14 protein-coding genes and 1 other RNA gene are annotated in these 17,439 nt (G+C 69.0%); 10 read left to right on the top strand and 5 right to left on the bottom strand.

The genetic code is table 11. The features are described 5' to 3' along the window. Nucleotides 1-21: 21 nt before the first annotated feature. Entirely contained in the window at nucleotides 22-459 is a 438-nt protein-coding gene (gene soxR / locus Q7W82_RS16820; RefSeq protein ID WP_242080790.1) for a redox-sensitive transcriptional activator SoxR, read from the top strand. Nucleotides 460-1,483: 1,024 nt separating this feature from the next. On the opposite strand, the gene Q7W82_RS16815 is transcribed toward soxR, so the two are convergent. The 5 genes from Q7W82_RS16815 to Q7W82_RS16795 form a co-directional block, all read right to left on the bottom strand. Continuing rightward, entirely contained in the window at nucleotides 1,484-1,936 is a 453-nt protein-coding gene (locus tag Q7W82_RS16815) for a DUF4426 domain-containing protein (RefSeq protein ID WP_242159428.1), read from the bottom strand. 21 nt (nucleotides 1,937-1,957) lie between these two features. Then, a non-coding RNA gene (locus Q7W82_RS16810) (sX9 sRNA) lies at nucleotides 1,958-2,032 on the bottom strand. A 61-nt stretch (nucleotides 2,033-2,093) separates the two neighbouring features. Next, nucleotides 2,094-2,939, bottom strand: a complete 846-nt coding sequence (gene proC / locus Q7W82_RS16805; RefSeq protein ID WP_242159427.1) for a pyrroline-5-carboxylate reductase — start codon at nucleotides 2,937-2,939, stop codon at nucleotides 2,094-2,096. 136 nt (nucleotides 2,940-3,075) lie between these two features. Next, nucleotides 3,076-4,104, bottom strand: a complete 1,029-nt coding sequence (locus tag Q7W82_RS16800) for a hypothetical protein (RefSeq protein ID WP_311195498.1) — start codon at nucleotides 4,102-4,104, stop codon at nucleotides 3,076-3,078. Between the two features lie 316 nt (nucleotides 4,105-4,420). Continuing rightward, nucleotides 4,421-5,077, bottom strand: a complete 657-nt coding sequence (locus Q7W82_RS16795) for a YggS family pyridoxal phosphate-dependent enzyme (RefSeq protein WP_242159498.1) — start codon at nucleotides 5,075-5,077, stop codon at nucleotides 4,421-4,423. A 122-nt stretch (nucleotides 5,078-5,199) separates the two neighbouring features. Between Q7W82_RS16795 and Q7W82_RS16790 the strand changes: the two genes are divergently transcribed. The 9 genes from Q7W82_RS16790 (at nucleotide 5,200) to Q7W82_RS16750 (ending at nucleotide 17,329) form a co-directional block, all read left to right on the top strand. Beyond that, complete coding sequence (locus Q7W82_RS16790) at nucleotides 5,200-6,237, top strand: type IV pilus twitching motility protein PilT (RefSeq protein ID WP_010344138.1); 1,038 nt, start codon at nucleotides 5,200-5,202, stop codon at nucleotides 6,235-6,237. Between the two features lie 127 nt (nucleotides 6,238-6,364). Further along, nucleotides 6,365-7,495, top strand: coding sequence for a PilT/PilU family type 4a pilus ATPase (locus Q7W82_RS16785; RefSeq protein ID WP_010344137.1), 1,131 nt, complete (start codon nucleotides 6,365-6,367; stop codon nucleotides 7,493-7,495). Between the two features lie 148 nt (nucleotides 7,496-7,643). After that, nucleotides 7,644-8,924 carry a PQQ-binding-like beta-propeller repeat protein gene (locus Q7W82_RS16780; RefSeq protein ID WP_242159425.1) on the top strand — a complete coding sequence of 427 codons (1,281 nt, stop codon included), beginning with the start codon at nucleotides 7,644-7,646 and terminating at the stop codon, nucleotides 8,922-8,924. Beyond that, on the top strand, nucleotides 8,921-10,420 hold the full coding sequence (locus tag Q7W82_RS16775; RefSeq protein ID WP_242159424.1) for a diguanylate cyclase: 1,500 nt from the start codon (nucleotides 8,921-8,923) through the stop codon (nucleotides 10,418-10,420). Before Q7W82_RS16780 ends, Q7W82_RS16775 begins: the two co-directional genes overlap by 4 nt. A gap of 281 nt (nucleotides 10,421-10,701) precedes the next feature. Next, complete coding sequence (locus Q7W82_RS16770) at nucleotides 10,702-11,298, top strand: MFS transporter permease (protein WP_242159423.1); 597 nt, start codon at nucleotides 10,702-10,704, stop codon at nucleotides 11,296-11,298. 197 nt (nucleotides 11,299-11,495) lie between these two features. Further along, nucleotides 11,496-12,170, top strand: a complete 675-nt coding sequence (locus tag Q7W82_RS16765) for a YitT family protein (protein ID WP_353949522.1) — start codon at nucleotides 11,496-11,498, stop codon at nucleotides 12,168-12,170. Between the two features lie 501 nt (nucleotides 12,171-12,671). Beyond that, the gene (locus tag Q7W82_RS16760) at nucleotides 12,672-14,057 is read left to right on the top strand and encodes a hypothetical protein (RefSeq protein WP_242159421.1); all 1,386 of its coding nucleotides are present in this window, start codon (nucleotides 12,672-12,674) and stop codon (nucleotides 14,055-14,057) included. A 37-nt stretch (nucleotides 14,058-14,094) separates the two neighbouring features. Continuing rightward, the gene (locus Q7W82_RS16755; RefSeq protein WP_242159420.1) at nucleotides 14,095-16,200 is read left to right on the top strand and encodes a LodA/GoxA family CTQ-dependent oxidase; all 2,106 of its coding nucleotides are present in this window, start codon (nucleotides 14,095-14,097) and stop codon (nucleotides 16,198-16,200) included. After that, on the top strand, nucleotides 16,187-17,329 hold the full coding sequence (locus tag Q7W82_RS16750; protein WP_242159419.1) for an FAD-dependent monooxygenase: 1,143 nt from the start codon (nucleotides 16,187-16,189) through the stop codon (nucleotides 17,327-17,329). The genes Q7W82_RS16755 and Q7W82_RS16750 overlap by 14 nt, the downstream gene beginning before the upstream one ends. The last annotated feature ends 110 nt before the right edge of the window (nucleotides 17,330-17,439 follow it).

Genomic DNA, 17,439 nt, shown 5'->3' with positions numbered 1-17,439 from the left:
AACCGGACTCGAGGTCAAGCGATGCAGGAGGAACTGAGCGTGGGGCAGGTTGCCGCGCGCAGCGGCGTGGCGGTGTCGGCGCTGCATTTCTACGAGAGCAAGGGCCTGATCCGCAGCGCACGCACCGCCGGCAACCAGCGCCGCTACACCCGCGACGTGTTGCGCCGGCTGGCGGTGATCCGCGTGGCGCAACGCGTCGGCGTACCGCTGGACAGCGTCAAGGCCGCCTTCGCACAGCTGCCCGACGCGCGCACGCCGACCCGTGCCGAATGGGCGCGGATGTCGGCGGCCTGGCGCGAGGAACTGGACGCGCGCATCCTGCAGCTCACTCGCCTGCGCCACCAGCTCACCGACTGCATCGGCTGCGGCTGCCTGTCGCTGCGCCGCTGCCGGCTGAGCAACCCGGCCGATACTCTCGCCGCGCACGGTGATGGCCCGCAGCGCTGGGCAGAGGACTGAGCGGCGCGTCTGCGCGCAGCAACCACGTGTGGTGTCGGTGCGGTCGCCAGGTCTGGCCTGCGTAGGAGCGGCTTCAGCCGCGACCGGGCTTTCCCGGTCACGCCCGGTCGCGGCTGATCCAAAACCGGGGACAAGAGCGGCTCCTAAGAGACGCGACGGCGACGCGATGTGGGTCGAGGTGATGTGGGTCGAGGTGATGTGGGAGGGACTTCAGTCCCGACGCGGTGCCGGTGGATGTCGCGGCGCTGCCGCTTGTGCGCTCAGAAAATGCGCGCGGTGATGGCCTGGACGCGCGAGTCCCGAGTTTGTCGAGGACGGTGGAGACGTAGTACTTCGCCGCGCACAGCAGCCGCGACGAGTGAAGAGGAGGGCGCCTGATGCTGCATGCAGTCGGGACTGAAGTCCCTCCCACAACGGGCGCCTGTGCTCACCGCGCTCGTGTGCATCGGCCAGTCTGTCGGGCTGTCCGTAGGAGCGGCTTCAGCCGCGACCGGGCGTTATCGGGAAAGCCCGTCGCGGCTGAAGCCGCTCCTACGAGGCGCGACGGCGATGCGATGTGGGTCGAGGGGATGTGGGAGGGACTTCAGTCCCGACGCGGTGCCGGTGGATGTCGCGGCGCTGCCGCTTGTGCGCTCAAAGGATGCACAGGGTGATTGCCTTGAGCCTGGTGCGGGTGGCGAGCTTGTCGAGAATGCTGGAGGTGTGGCGTTTCACCGCGCTCTTCAGCAGCGACGAGCGAATAGGCAAGGCGCCTGATGCTGCATGCAGTCGGGACTGAAGTCCCTCCCACAAGGTATGCCTGTGCTCACCGCGCTCGTGCGCATGGGCTGGTCTGTCGGGCTGTCCGTAGGAGCGGCTTCAGTTGCGACTGGGCGTTACCGGGAGGTCCACATCGCGGCTGATCCCACAAAAAAGTGACATGAGCCGCTCGTACGAGAGATTGTCCTGCCTGCCTGCCTGCCTGCTTGCCTAGTCTGCCTTCTGCCTTCTGCCTTCTGCCTTCTGCCTGCGCAGCACGCGCACACTAGAAATTGCGGGTAAAGCGCACCGTGCCACTGCCGTCGGCGCTGCGCACCTGCACCACGAAGCGCAATTGGTCGTGGGCGCTGCTGCGCACGGTGCCGACGTAGTCGGTGTAGGCGTCGGTGCGGACCGCGCGCAGCGCCACGGGCTGGCGTTGGCCGCTGAGGTCGGTCGCCACCGCCTCCACCGTGCCCACGGCCGGCGATTCCTCGCCGCCGTGCAGGGTGCGCAGCGCGATCATCACCAGGGCGGTGTCGGCCTCGCGGGCGATGCCGTAGCGGCGTGCCGCGTCTTCGCTCATCGCCAGCGTGGGCAAGGCGTTGTAGTGCACGCGCAGCGCGCCGAAGTCGGCTTGCGCCGGGGTGGCGGCGAGCAGCGTCGCCGGACGTGGGGTGTCCTGGTCCGAACAGGCGGCCAGGGCCAGGCACAGCAGCACGGCGGGCAGGGCACGCATCGGCGTTCTCCGGCTCAGAGTGGCGAGCACAACGTTGCGCGCGGTCGCCAGTGGGTGCGGACGGCGCGCCGGAACCGCAGTGTACAAGCGGTTCCCGGGGATGCCGAGCGCCTTCCGCGCCCGCCTGGCGGTGGCGCAGCGGTGGTGTTGGCCGCGCTTAGTCGTCGTTGGCGGCGGACAGGGCCCGCCCGCGTGCCGCCGCAGCCGCGATCGCGGCCGCGGTCAACGCCTCGAAGCCGCCGTGCTGGAAGGTCTCGATCGCGGCCTGGGTGGTGCCGTTTGGCGAGGTCACCCGCCGGCGCAGTTCGCTCGGCGCTTCGCCGGACTCGGTGAGCATGCGCGCCGCGCCGAGCACGGTCTGCAGGGTCAGGGTGCGCGCGGTGTCGGCGGGCAGGCCCTGGGCGATGCCGGCCGCTTCCATCGCCTCGGCGAGCAGGAACACGTAGGCGGGCCCGCTGCCGGACACCGCGGTGACCGCATCGATCAGCGCCTCGTCCTCGACCCACACGGTGACCCCGGCAGCGGCCAGCACGCGCTCGGCGTGGGCGCGCTGCCCGGCATCGACACCGGCGCTGGCGAACAGGCCGGTGACGCCGGCGCCGAGCAGGGCGGGCGTGTTCGGCATCGCGCGGACCAGGGCGTGGCCGCCGCCGAGCCAGCGGTCCAGTTGCGATGTGGTGATGCCGGCGGCGATGGACACCAGCAGCGGCCGCTGCGCCTGCGCCAGCGCGGCCAATTCGGTGCAGACCCCGCGCAGCACCTGCGGCTTGACCGCGAACATCCACAGCGCCGCGCCGTCGGCGGCCTCGGCCGCGCTGGCGACCGCCTGCACCGCGTACTCGGCGGCCAGCGCCTCGCGCAGCGCCGCCACCGGCTCGGCCACGCGGATGCGGCGCGGATCGGCGCCCTGCCGGACCAGGCCGGCGATCAGGCTGCGCGCCATGTTGCCGCCGCCGATGAAAGCGAGATCGGCGGCGTGGGAATCGGGGGAAGCGGAAGCCATGGCGCAACACCGTCGCGAAGAGGGAGCGTCATGGTAGCGGCTGCGCCGCGCCGCAGTGCTGCGGTGCGGTGCGGTGCAACCGGATCGTGCCAGGCGGGAACGCGCCGGCCGCTGTGTGCGGACCGGCGCGGCGGCCTCAGTTGGACTCGGTGAAGGTGATCGACGGCGTGCTGCCGCCGGCCACCGAGCAGCTGCCCAGATTGAGGTTGTTGGTCTCGCCGGTGCTGCCGGCATTGGCCGCGCAGGTCGGGGCGGCGGTGGAGCCGTTGGTGGCGGCCACCTTCACCGTGATCGACGAGCCGGAGTTGAAGTTGGCGCTGGAACCGCCGGCGTTGCCGACCACGTTGAACTCGGCGTCCTTCCACACCGTGGCCAGCTTGACCACGCTGTCCTTGGCGCTGACGCTGTAGGCGGTGCCGTTGTTGGTGAAGGTGATGGTGTCGTTGCCGTTGGCGGTGGCCGAACCGGTCAGCTTGAGGTTGGCCAGCTGCGTGGCCGGCACGTCCGGCGCGCTGACCGCGTTGCTGTTGCGGTAGCAGTCCGAGCCGCCGCCGCTCATCCAGCCGCTCGGGCAGCTGCTGCCGTAGCCGATCAGCCAGTACTGCATGAACACCGCGGCCTGGCCCTGGGTTTCGTAGTCGGTGGCGTAGACGAACTGCTGCCACACGGTGCAGCCGGAGCGGCCGCCGCAGACGCTGGTGGTGGCGTCGTAGTTGGAGTTGATCTGCAGCGAGTACTCATTGGGGCCGAGGATGCCGCCGCCGCCGAAGGAGGCCACGCCGACGCCTTTCTCCGAGGTCACCCCGGTGACCTGCGGGAAGCTGCCCACGACCTTGCTGATCAGGCTGCTGGAACGCAGCGCGTAGTCGTAGCCGTTGCCGGTGGTCTCGGTGGCGCCGAACAGGATCTTGTGCGGGATCGGATGCACACGGCGGGTCAGGGTCTTGCAGACGTCCGTTTGCCACTGCGTATCGGGGAAGCTGGCATGGAAGCAGCCTTCCGCCGGGGTCGGTTGATGCGCCATGGTTTCGCGCCAGGCGGTGCGCGCCTGGACTTCCGCGGGCGACATCATCGCTTCTTCGTTGGTCCAGGCCGGCGTCGCCGTCGGCGCGGCCATGGCCGCGGGGACGTGCAGCAGACCGATGAAGCAGGAGGCGAACAGCAATCGGGTGGATGCTTGCATCTGTGACCTCGTTGGAGCCGAGCGCATTCGGCGATGGACCTGCGGATGAGCCGCGGTCGCCGCCATGGAAGCCGAAGCGCGCGCATCTGAAACGTGACTGAATTAACGGTTCGCAACCGTGTCGCACGGTTCAGCAAGCGGTGTCGGAGCGAACCTTTCATTCATCCCGAAACGCTATGGTTTTCAATAGGATCGGCTACGACAGAATTCCGATCTTGGTGAACCGATTTTGAAGCGGCCGTAGACAAATCATCACTCTGTCACGGGTCCTGCGGTAATGCGGCGCGACAGCAGCGGATCAGCCCGCGATACGCGGGCCGCGCGCGCCGAACAGGGCGGTGCCGACGCGCACCATGGTGGCGCCGGCGGCGATGGCGTCGGCGAAGTCGCCACTCATGCCCATCGACAAGGTGTCCACCTGCGGATGCGCGGCGCGCAGTCGCGCGAACAGGGCGTGCATGCGCGCGAACGCGTCGATGCGGCGCGCGGCCTCGGGCCAGGGCGCGGGAATGGCCATCAGCCCGCGCAGGGCCAGCGCCGGCTGCGCGGCGATGGCCGCGGCCAAGGCGTCCACGGCGTCGGGCTGGCAGCCATGCTTGCTGGCCTCGTCGTCGATGTTGACCTGGATCAGCACGTTCAGCGGCGCGCGCCCGGCTGCGGTCGCACGGCCCTTGGCCAGGGCGGCGACCAGCTTCGGTCGGTCCACGGTCTGCACCCAGTCGAACAGCGTCGCCGCCAGCTCGGCCTTGTTCGACTGCAGGTGGCCGATCAGATGCCATTCCAGTCCGGCATCGGCCAGCGCGGCAATCTTGGCCGCTGCTTCCTGCACGTAGTTCTCGCCGAAGGCGCGCTGCCCCTGTGCGGCCAGCGCCGCCACGGCCTCGGCCGGCTGGGTCTTGGACACCGCCAGCAACCGCGCGTGCGGCCGCCCTGCGGCGTCGGCGGCGCGGTCCATGTCCAGGCGGATCTGTTGCAACGGCGAGAGGGGCACAGGCGGCGTTCCGGCAAAGGGAAGGGCGCTATACTGCCGGCCGGGGAATCATCCTTCCAGTCGCAGCCCAAGGGGAAAAGCAGCGTATGGATATCGCTGAACTATTGGCGTTCTCGGTCAAGAACAAGGCGTCCGACCTGCACCTGTCCGCGGGCCTGCCGCCGATGATCCGGGTCGATGGCGACGTCCGCCGCATCAACATCCCGGCGCTGGACCACAAGCAGGTGCACGCGCTTGTCTACGACATCATGTCCGACAAGCAGCGCCGCGACTACGAGGAATTCCTCGAGGTCGACTTCTCCTTCGAGATTCCCAGCCTGGCGCGCTTCCGCGTCAACGCGTTCAACCAGAATCGCGGCGCCGGCGCGGTGTTCCGCACCATTCCCTCGGAAGTGCTGACCCTGGAAGACCTGGGCTGTCCGCCGATCTTCCGCCAGCTGATCGACCAGCCGCAGGGCCTGATCCTGGTCACCGGGCCGACCGGTTCGGGCAAGTCGACCACGCTGGCCGGCATGATCGACTACATCAACAAGAACGAGTACGGCCACATCCTCACCGTCGAGGATCCGATCGAATTCGTGCACACCTCGCAGAAGTGCCTGATCAACCAGCGCGAGGTGCACCGCGACACCCACGGCTTCAACGAGGCGCTGCGCTCGGCGCTGCGCGAAGACCCGGACATCATCCTGGTCGGCGAGTTGCGCGACCTGGAAACCATTCGCCTGGCGCTGACCGCGGCGGAAACCGGCCACCTGGTGTTCGGCACCCTGCACACCAGTTCGGCGGCCAAGACCATCGACCGCATCATCGACGTGTTCCCCGCCGGCGAAAAGCCGATGGTGCGCTCGATGCTGTCCGAATCGCTGCGCGCGGTGATCTCGCAGGCGCTGCTGAAGAAGGTCGGCGGCGGCCGCACCGCGGCCTGGGAGATCATGGTCGGCACCCCCGCCATCCGCAACCTGATCCGCGAGGACAAGGTGGCGCAGATGTATTCGGCGATCCAGACCGGCCAGCAGAACGGCATGCAGACCCTGGACCAGCACCTGCAGGACCTGGTCAAGCGCAGCCTGATCACCCGCAACCAGGCCCGCGAGTACGCCAAGGACAAGCGGTTGTTCGAGTGAGGCCGGGAATCGGGAGTGGGGAATCGGGAATGGGAACAGCCACCGCCCCATCCTTTCCGCTTCCGGATGCCCGCTGCTGCGATTCCCGATTCTCCATTCCCGATTCTCAGCTCCGAAGGAGCAAGCCATGAGCACCATCGACTTCACCTCCTTCCTGAAACTGATGGCGCACCAGAAGGCGTCGGACCTGTTCATCACCTCGGGCATGCCGCCGGCGATCAAGGTGCACGGCAAGATCACCCCGATCACGCAGACGCCGCTGACGCCGCAGCAGAGCCGCGACCTGGTGCTGAACGTGATGACGCCGGCGCAGCGCGAGGAGTTCGAGAAGACCCACGAGTGCAATTTCGCCATCGGCGTGGCCGGGGTCGGGCGCTTCCGCGTCAGCTGCTTCTACCAGCGCAACCAGGTCGGCATGGTGCTGCGCCGGATCGAGACGCGCATTCCCAGCGTGGACGAGCTGAACCTGCCGCCGGTGATCAAGACCCTGGCGATGACCAAGCGCGGCATCATCATCTTCGTCGGCGCCACCGGCACCGGCAAGTCGACCTCGCTGGCGGCGATGATCGGCTACCGTAACCAGAATTCCACCGGGCACATCATCACCATCGAGGACCCGATCGAGTTCGTGCACAAGCACGAGGGCTGCATCATCACCCAGCGCGAGGTCGGCATCGACACCGACAGCTGGGAGAACGCGCTGAAGAACACCCTGCGCCAGGCGCCGGACGTGATCATGATCGGCGAGGTGCGCACCCGCGAGGGCATGGACCACGCCATCTCCTTCGCCGAGACCGGCCACCTGGTGCTGTGCACCCTGCACGCCAACAACGCCAACCAGGCGATGGACCGCGTGATCAACTTCTTCCCCGAAGACCGCCGCAGCCAGCTGCTGATGGACCTGTCGCTGAACCTGCGCGGGGTGGTCGCGCAGCAGCTGATCCCGACCCCGGACGGCAAGGGTCGCCGCGTGGCGATGGAGATCATGCTCGGCACGCCGCTGGTGCAGGACTACATCCGCGAGGGCGAAATCCACAAGCTCAAGGACGTGATGAAGGAGTCCACCAACCTGGGCATGAAGACCTTCGACCAGAGCCTGTTCGAGCTGTACCAGGCCGGCGAGATCAGCTACGAGGATGCGCTGCGCCACGCCGATTCGCAGAACGAGGTGCGCCTGCGCATCAAGCTGGCCCAGGGCGGCGACGCACGCACCCTGGCGCAGGGCCTGGACGGGGTCGAGATCGCCGAGGTGCGCTGAGTCCGTCCTGCAAGCGGGCGCTCGCGGCGACGACGCGCAACCCACGTCGCAGTGGCGGTCTCCAGGTGATCCACGGGTGTCGTGTTGTCAGTCAGGCGTCCGCCGGAAGTCCAGCGCGGACGCTTCAGCCGAAGGGAGGGGAGCCGCGATGAACGACGTGCCTGAAGTGCTCTGGTCCAAGCAGCCGCATGCCGGCTACTACATCAATTCGGTGGCGGTATCCGACGATGGCAATGTCATCGTCGCCGGCACCTTCTTCCACCAGTACGGCGGCCTGTCGCAGATTCCCGGGCTGGAGGCGGTGCCGGTCGAGCAACGCAAGATCTTCGAACGCATCGCGCCTGCGGCGACACGCAGCGACGAGTGCGGCAACCAGCAGGGGTGTTTCGGCACCTATGCCTGGGACCGGGCCGGCAACCGCCTGCTGACCAAGGAATTCGAAGGCTGGCAAGGCGTGTACTGGGTCGACGTGGCGGGGGACGGCGGCACCATGGCGAGCTGCGGCTGGAAGAGCCAGGCGCCGTATGCGGGCTTCGTCAGCGCCTGGGCGGTCCCCGGCGGCGACGAACTGCTGTCCTTTGCGCTCCCGGTCCGCGGCAACATGGTGTCGCTGGATGCATGCGGACGGACGTTGCTGGCCGGCGCCGACCAGGGCTATCTGTTCTACCGCGATGGCGACGCGGCTTTCTCCGCCACGCCTGCGTGCATCGCGCTGACCGCGGGTGGGACCGGTGACAGCGCCGACAGCGTCGTCGCCACCGACATCGCCGCCGACGGCACGATCGGGCTGGTGGCCAGCGCGCAGGGCGAGATCATCCTGTTCTCGATCGCGGCGGGACAACCGGGGACGCCGACGCGCTGGCAATTGCCCAAACAGGCCCGCGTCCATGCCGCAGCGCTGTCCGGCGATGGGCGCCGGGCCTACGTCGGTGCCAGCGACGGCACGCTGTACGCCTTCGACGTGGTGGCGTTCCAGCAAACACCCGCGCCGGTCTGGACCGCAGCGGTGCCCGAGGGCGCCACGACCATCTACGGGGTGGCCTGCGATCGCGCCGGCGACAAGGTCGCGATCGCCGGCAACCTCACGGGCGGTGGCGTCGTCGCCGTGTACGCCGATGCCGGCAGCGCCGCGACGCTGCAGTGGACCGCGCACAGCGCGCACTCGCCCAACGACCTGGCGTTCGACCCGGGCGGCCAGTGGCTGGGGCTGGCCGATGGCCATCCCGACGGCACGCCGGGCACGTTCACCCTCTGGAACGCGGTCGACGGCACGCTGCAGTGGTCCTATGGCACTGGCAACATGAGTTGGCCGATCCGTCTGAACAGCGATGCCACGGTGGTGGTGGGCGGCAGCGACGACAGCACGGTCACCGCCTTCGTCGGCCCCGGTTCGGCCATCGGTCGCGGCCGCTCGGAGGCGGATGGATGACAGGCTGGGACGCCGAGGCGCCGTTCCCCACGCGCGTCGCGGCGCCGCGCCGTCCCGGCGCGCTGCTGGTGCTGTCGGCGGTGCTGGTGGTGGCGTGGCTGGCGGTCTTCGAGTTGGCGCGGGTCCTGGACTATCAGCTGCATGCCAGCCTGTGGTTCCCGCCGGTGGCGGTGACGCTGGCCACGTTCATGGTGCTGGGCTGGCGCGGTGCGCCGGCGATCGCCATCGCCTGCGTGCTGGCCACGCTGCTCAGCTTCTATCGCACCAGCGGCCACCCCGGCGTCCCCGGCCGGGCGGTGCTGGGGTATGCGCTGCTGTTCACCGCGCAGCAGTTCGGCATCTGGGGCGGGCTGGCCTGGCTGCTGCGCCGGGTCGGCCAGGGCGTGTCCTCGGGCAGCCTGCCGCGTGTGGTCACCTGCTTCATCCTCGGGGGCGGCGTGGCGTCGCTGCTGTCGGCGGTGCTGGGCGGCGCGGGGCTGGCGGTCACCGGCGCCCTCGACCTGCCGAGCATGCTGGCGCAGTTGATCCCGTGGGCCATCGGCGACTACGCCGGCCTGCTGGCGCTCGGCCCGCTGGCGATCGTGGCGGTGCTGCGTCTGGCCGAGCGACTGCAGATCACGCCGCAGCCGGGGATTCCGCGCCTGTCGGGGATGATCGCGCCGGCCGGCAGCGTCTCGGCCTATCTGATCAAGCTCGCCCTGCTGCTCGGCGTCACCCTGGCGGTGATGTCGTTGGCGGCGGCGTTGCCGAAACAGCCGGCGGTGGTGTTCGCGCTGTTCGTGGTGGTGGTGATCCAGTTGTGGATCGTGCATACCCACGGGATGCTGCAGGCGCTGGTGGCGATCGCCGCCTTCAGCCTGTTGATCGCCCTGGCCACGCCGTTGCTGCGGCTCCAGGCGCAGGCGCTGGCGCTGCAGTTCGCGATGATCAGCCTGGCGGCGAACAGCTACTTCGGCCTGGCCGTGCCCGGGCTCTACGCCGACAACACCCGGCTGCGCCATGCGCTGGTGCGCGATCCGGTGACCGCAGCGCTGTCGCGGACCGGATTCCTGGAGCAGGTGCTCAACGACCTGCACGTCGCCACACAGGACCCGCGTCCGCTGGCGCTGATCGTCGCCGACATGGACAACCTCAAGGCGATCAACGACCAGTTCGGGCATGCCGCCGGCGACGCGGCCTTGCGCGCCTTCGTCAAGCGCTGCCGGCACTGCCTGCGCCCGGGCCAGTTGCTGGGGCGCCGAGGCGGCGACGAGTTCGCGCTGTACCTGCCGCTGACCACGCCGGAGCGGGCGCACGCCCTGATCGACACGTTGCGCGCGTCGCTTGCCACGCCCGGCGAGGACGACGGGTTCGCGACCGGGCTGTCGGCCAGCTTCGGCCTGGCCCTGTGCCACCGCCGGGATCTGGACGCGGAGGCGCTGGAGGAGTTGCTCGAAACTGCCGACGCGGCGATGTATGCGGACAAGCGGCAGCACCGTGCCGTGGCGGTTCGCTGAGTGTTTCCCTGCTCCCGTCGGGAGAAGGTGCCCCGCAGGGGCGGATGAGGGGACGGGCGCAGCCTCGTGTTCTTGTTTCAGCGAGACGTTTCGCGCCGTACCCTCACCCCAACCCCTCTCCCAGTGGGAGAGGGGCTTTAGCTGTTCCTTCTCCCGTCGGGAGAAGGTGTCCCGCAGGGGCGGATGAGGGTAGGGCGCAGCCTCGTGGATCAAGTCAATGCGCCGCTTCGCGCCGGACCTCTACCCGACCCCTTGAGGGGATGGTGAGTCAAAATGCCCCAATGCAACCAGACAACCCCTATGCCGCCCCCACCGCCGCGCTGGCTGACACCGCGACCGCTGCGGCATCCGCCGATCCCCTGTCCACCCTGTTCGCGCCGTCGGCAACCAAGTTGGCCTTGCTGTGCGCAACCAGCCTCGGCTGGTATGCGTTGTACTGGTTCTACCGCAACTGGCGCGCCTTGCGCCTGCTGTCCGGGCGCCGGCGCGTCTCGCCGGTGTGGCGCTCGGTGTTCTCGCTGCTCTGGGTGTTCGCCTGCTTTCGCGGGCTGGAACGCACCATGGGCGCGCAGCGTGGCGCGCTGGTCGGCTGGCTGGGGCCGGCGCTGGTCTATGTCTGCCTGAGCCTGCTCAGCGTCTGGCCCTCGGCGCTGTCGCTGCTGACCCTGCTGGGTTGGACGCCAGTGCTGCTGGTCAACCAGCGCCTGTCCCGCTTCAAGCGCGAGCGGGGCCTGCCGCGCACCGCCGCAGAACGCTTCACTGCCTGGACCTGGACGTGGCTGGCGATCGCCGGGCCGATAGCGCTGCTGGTGATCGCCGGAATGGTGGTGGCCATCATTGCTGGATCGCATGACATCCAGGTCGACCTGCCCAACTGATCGATCGGCACTGCGGCATTTAGAGGGGGGGCGGGGGCGCCCGTACCACGAATCCAGTTGCTGGGGAGAGGGGTCGTACGTTTGCCTTGAAAGTTTCATGTGCAACAACCTCCCGCCTGGTGTCTAATACCGCCCCCCACGCCGCGCCCCCTCCCGTGAGCCTTCCCGATTCCGATCTGCGTCCGGACCTGGACCCGTTGCCCGACGACGGCACCGTCGTCACCGCCGGACCGCTGACCCCGCCGCCGGATTCGGCCGGCACCGCGCAGGATGCGCGCGCGCTGCGCCACAGCGTGGCCGAGGACGTGCAGGGCATGCTGCTGGCCACCCTGGTGGCCTCGCTGGGGCTGGCGGTGTTCGCCCATGGCGGCTTGATGATCGGCGGCATGGCCGGCGTGGCGTTCCTGCTGCACTACGCGCTGGGCTGGAACTTCGGCCTGATGTTCGTGCTGGTCAACCTGCCGTTCTACTGGCTGGCGGTGCGGCGCATGGGCTGGGAATTCACCCTGAAGACCTTCGGCGCGGTTGCCGCCTGTGGCCTGCTGACCGACCTGCTGCCGCGCTGGGCGCAGTGGGCGACGATGACGCCGCTGTTCTCGGCGCTGGTCGGCGGCGCGCTGGTCGGCCTCGGCATCCTGTTCTTCATTCGCCACCGCGCCAGCCTGGGCGGCGTCGGCATCCTCGCGGTCTACCTGCAGCGCAGCCGCGGCTGGAGCGCGGGCAAGGTGCAGATGGGCTTCGACGCGGGGCTGATGGCGGTGGCGTTCTGGCTGCTGGCGCCGCAGCAGGTGCTGTACTCGGCGATCGGCGCGGTGGTGCTGAGCCTGGTACTGATGTTCAACCACCGCGCCGGGCGCTACATGGGCGTGTGAGTCCAGCGCCGGTCGCCGTCGCGCGATCGGCGACGTGCGCATCGCCGCACGCAGGTATTCCTCGCGGAGGCGCGAACGTCTCGCGATCTGCACGCGCCGCATCTGATCACGCATGACATGCATGCACTGGCTGCAGACCAACGACGCACTGTCGCGCCGTGCTGCGCGCGACAGCCGCCGCGCAGCACGGCAACTGTCTACGGAATCTCCGCGGTGTCTACGGAATGGTCTTGCTGTCCAAGTGTGACGCAGCGCATGCTGCTGTCGAAGAAAGGGTGAGTGCGCACAGACGGCGCATGCGATCGCGGGGAGCGCGATCCACCTGCATGACATGACCACGATGTTCGACGCCGCGCCTGCGCGGCGGCGCGGTGCCGCCTGTCCGGCGCACTGCGGCGGATGCCGGCGCCTACAGCTTTTCCACGGAACGAGGACAGTGCGATGAAACGTGCGATGGGATTCGCGGCATTGGTCTGTGTGGTGGTCGCGGCGTGTTCTGCCGTGAATCCGGGGTCCGGGCCGAAGCCCGGCAGCGGTGTCGGTACGCCCACGCCGGGGCCAGGGCCGGCGCCGAGCGCAGCGGCGTGCGCGCCACCGGCGGCGCCAGCGCCCTCATGGTTCCCACATGCGCAGACGCCGGCACCGGATTCGGCGGGCTTCCAGTCCAGCAGCAATTGCGCCTTCCATCAGTGGTCGTGGAACGCCTTCCTGTGGCTGACCCAGGATGTGGGCGGGCAGCCGCGTTTCCTGACCATGCCCAGCGACGGCATCGGCGGCGTCGCCGACGGCGTGCTCGATCCGTTGATCGGCCGCTCGCAGCAGGCGCGCACGGTGGAGCTGATCGACCAGGCAGGCCCTGATGGCGTGCTGGTGGACCGCCATGGGCGCGCGGTCTATTACTCGATCCATTCCAACGACGTGTTCGGCCAGTTCATGGCCAGCAATCACCTGCAGGATCCCAAGGCGTTGCGTGCCTTCGATCCGAAGACGCCCTTCCCGGTCGGCAGCATGACCCTGAAGGCGGCATGGAAGGTGGTGCAGCCGGGCGAGGACGTGTCCACGTTCTATACGCGGCAGGCCACGATCGCCAAGCTGGGCATGCGCAAGGGCAAGCTCGTCGCCACCAGCGATACCGAAACCCAGACCGTGGCGCTGGTCGGTTTCCACATCGGCGGCACGGTCAACGGCCATCCGGAGATGATCTGGGCCACGTTCGAGCACCAGGACAACGCGCCCGACCTGCCGAAGCCGGCGGAGGAGATGCTGCCCAACGACGTCGTTTCCGCAAAGGACTGGACGTTCTACCAGGCAGGCACGCCGATGAAGCAATGCAACGTCAACGCGGCCGGTGCCGGTGCGCTGACCTTGAACGCGCAGACGCAGACCCTGAGCCCGGTCACGCAGGTGTGCCGCATGGTGCCGTTTGGCGGGCAGAAGCCGTGCCCGAGCGGTCAGGACTGCAACATCGCCAACATCCAGTCGATCAACGCGTCGGTGCAGGGCCAGTTGAACGACGTGTGGAAGAACTACTTCGAGGTCGGCGCGATCTGGTTCGTCGCCGAGGATGCGTTGGCGCCCAACTGCACGTTCCAACCGGGTTCGGCCCTGGAATGCATTCCCACGCCGACACCCGCAGGTGCGCCGCCGCTGCTCACCGGCTCGATCAAGCTGTCCAACTCCACCATCGAGACCTTCACCCAGGTGCAGAGCACGCAGAACAACTGCTTCGCCTGCCACAACACCACCCAGGTGATCTCGCCCGATCCGCGCGCGCAGTCGTTGCCGGGGCTGAACGTCAACATCAGCCACGTGGTGATCAACGACTACTTCCAGGCGCAGCTGCCGCAGAAGGCACCGCCGGCGGTGCGGCCGGCCACGCCGCGCTGAGGCGCGTCCCTCTCACCCGGATCAGGAGCAAGTCACCATGACCAGCAACGTGTTTCGCGTGCATCCGGCGATCGGCATCGGCCGCGTCGGCGACAGCCAGGAGTTCTATCTCGCGCCGGTCACCGCGGCCGGTACCCGCGATGCCGACGGCCTGTTCGGCGGACTGCCGGTGCAGCCGGATACCGAATCCACGCCGATCACCGCCGCGCAGTTCCGCGACGCCGACGGCAACGTCAAGCGCCAGGCCGCGCGCTTCCACATCTACGCCTACCCCAGCGGCAGTTCCGGCACCTATCCCAACGGCGGCGGTGTGCGCGTGGACGTGGGCAGCACGATCGACGGCAAGACGGTCAAGGACATCGTCTGGACCGTGCACCTGGCCAACAAGAAGCTCAACAACTATTCGACGGTGAGCCAGGGCGGCCAGTTCCGCGGCATCGGTGCCTACGAGGAGCCCGCCTTGCTGGAACTGCGCAACCCGAACTATCCCGATGCGGCCAATCCGGCCGATCCCAACGATCCGACCCGGTTGCGGCAGTTGGTGATCGATGCGGGCCCGCGCGCACTCAGCGCCGCCGCCGCGGGCAGCAGCGTGGTCGCCTTCGACATGACCACCACCGCCAGCTACGCAGATGCCGGCGGCACGATCCAGCAGCAGCCGGCCTATCCGGTCAGCTTCCCCTCGATGTTCCATACGCTGCACGAACCGCTCGGCAAGCTCGATTCGTTGGGCGACATGCGCGTGGAGGCCAACGGCGCGCTGATCGTCGCCGGCGGCTTCGCCCGGACCTCGGCGGTGATCGGGGCCGATGGCAAGTATCCGGAGTTGGGCGACCCGACCGAGAACGGCCTGTGGTACGACGATGCCGCCGATGGCCCGGTCAATGCCGTGTTGCTCTTCACCGACGGCAGCACCGCCAGCGTGCAGGGCGCGTGGTACGTCACCGGCGATCCGGGCTATGCGCCGCAGACCCGCAACGTGGTGTCCACCTGGGACGACGTCTACGACGTGTGGGTACGTACACTGGGCCTGGTGCCGTCGCTGTACGCCAACGGCGGGTTCCTGCCGACCTATAAGCCGTCCTTCAGCGACGACATCCAGCCGATCTTCCACGCGGCGATGCTGCAGCGCTGGAACACCAACCTGCCGTCGGGGGCGGTCAAGGGCCACGACACGATCGGGCAGATCCTTCCGACCGACGATCCGAGCGCCAAGATTCCCAACCTGAAGACGCTGATCCGCGATCCGGCTTCCGCCGCGGACACCGAGACCGGCTCGCCAATGATGCCGCTGTCGCTGGGCGATGCGCAGAAGAGCTTCCTCAGCGTCAGTTCCACCCAGTACTTCCTGCTGAGCCAGTGGCACGGCAACAACTACGTGCAGGTGGGCGCGCCGACGCTGGGGCCGGGCGAAGCACTGGACCGGGTCACCCTGCAGAACTGCCTGGGCGGCCGCTACAGCCCGGGCATCGAGGTGTCGTTCCCGATCCGCGACGTCAATCTCTATGTGCAGGACTGGCAGGCCAAGGACTGTGGCCCGTTCCGCATCAACCAGGCGCCGCTGGACTACAGCAAGGCGAGCAAGGACAGCGCGTTCCTGAGCTTCGGCTATGTGCCGTTGCAAACGCATCCGGTGGAGCCGGGCGATCTGTCCAAGTTCATGTCGGTACCCTGGCACACCGACTACAACTCCTGCGCCACCCATCTGCCCGATCCCAATCCCGGGCAGCAGACGGTCAATCCGAACAACACCCTGTTCTGGTCGTGGCCGGCGGAGCGGCCATTCGCGGTCTACCCGCTGGAGTTGTGCCAGTTCGACGAGCAGGAGCAGACGTGGTACGTGAGGCAGCAGGTGTATTCGGTACGCGGCAACGGCACCGATACCGACTACCCGGCGCAGGCCGGCCGCTTCCAGGAGTACGAGGACTTCGTGGCCAACTGGGCCAAGGTCGGCTTCATCATCAGCGGCGCGCAGATCCCGCAGGCGACGGGGCTGCCGCCGTACCCGCCCGACCTGTTCCTGGAAGTGGCCAGCGAGTTCGAGGTGGGACAGGAGTTCGTCGCCCCGTGGCCGATGGCGAACATTCCGGCCTATTCGCCGGGATCGGCCAAGGCGCGCGCCGACAGCGATGGCCTTGCCTGAGCCGGCGGCTGCGCTGACCTCGGACGACCGCTGCGCCGTCGCCATCGTCGGCGGCGGCGCCGCCGGCTGCGCCACCGCGCTGGCGCTGGCCGCGCGCGGGGTCGAGGACGTGGTGGTGGTGGACATGGGCCGCGCCGCGGGCTGGCGGCTGGGCGAGGCGCTGGCGCCGACCGCCAGCGCGGCGCTGCAGCGGCTGGGCGTGTGGGAGGCGTTCCTGGCGCAGCGGCCGCTGGCTTCGGCCGGCAGCTGCGCCAGTTGGGGCCGGCCGGAGCTGGGCTACAACGATTTCATCGTCGCCGGCCAGGGCAAGGGCTGGCACGTGGACCGCGCCGCCTTCGATGCGATGCTGGCCGCGGCGGTGCCGGCGCAGGGCGGCACGCTGCTGCGCGGCCTGCGCCTGGGCGCGGTTGGCCGCGCCGCCGATGGCGATCACGTGCTGGAGCTGCACGGCGCGCAGGGCGACGTGCGCCGGCTGCGCGCCGGGTTCCTGGTGGATGCCAGCGGCATCGCCGCCGCAGCCGTGCGGCGGTTGGGCGTTGCCCGCAACGAGGTGGACTGCCTGGCCTTCGTCGCCGGCGTGTTCGCGCTGGAGCAGGCCGAGGCGATTCCCTCGCAGGCCTTGCTGGAGGCCTGCGCCGACGGCTGGTGGTATGCGGCGAAATTGCCGGACCAGCGCCTGATGCTGGCCCTGGCGCTGGAGCCGCGCCGGCAACGGCACTTCCTGGACCGCGACGCGTGGCTGGCGGCGGCGCACCAGACCCGGCACGTTGCGCAATGGTTGGCGCAGGGCCAGGCACGTGCGCCCGAGGCCGATGGCCTGATCGCGGCGCTGGGGCCGTCGGCGATTCTCAGCCGCGTGGTGGGTGAGGACTGGCTGGCGGTGGGCGACGCGGCCAGCGCCTACGATCCGCTGACCGCCCACGGCATCGTCAAGGCCTTGCAGGACGGCGAGGCGGCCGCGCACGCGCTGGCAGCGCATCTGCAAGGTGCTGGCCCGGCACCGCTGGCGGCGTACCAGGACGGCGTGTTCGCGCGCTTCCGCGCCTACCTGCGCGAACGCGGGGCCTTGTATGCGCGCGAGCGGCGCTGGGCGCAGGCGCCGTTCTGGCAGGCGCGGCTGGCGGGGTGATGCGGTTGCGCTGGGGCAAGGCGCCTGGCCCGCCCCAGTGCGTCGGCAGCGCGTCTTTGAGCACGATGGGAGAGGCAGGCACGCGCAGGCGTGACGTCCGCGATCCTTTC

This window comes from Xanthomonas indica (assembly GCF_040529045.1).
In the GTDB taxonomy this organism is placed as follows: Bacteria; Pseudomonadota; Gammaproteobacteria; order Xanthomonadales; family Xanthomonadaceae; genus Xanthomonas_A; species Xanthomonas_A indica.
This window is presented reverse-complemented; position numbering and strand designations above follow the sequence as displayed.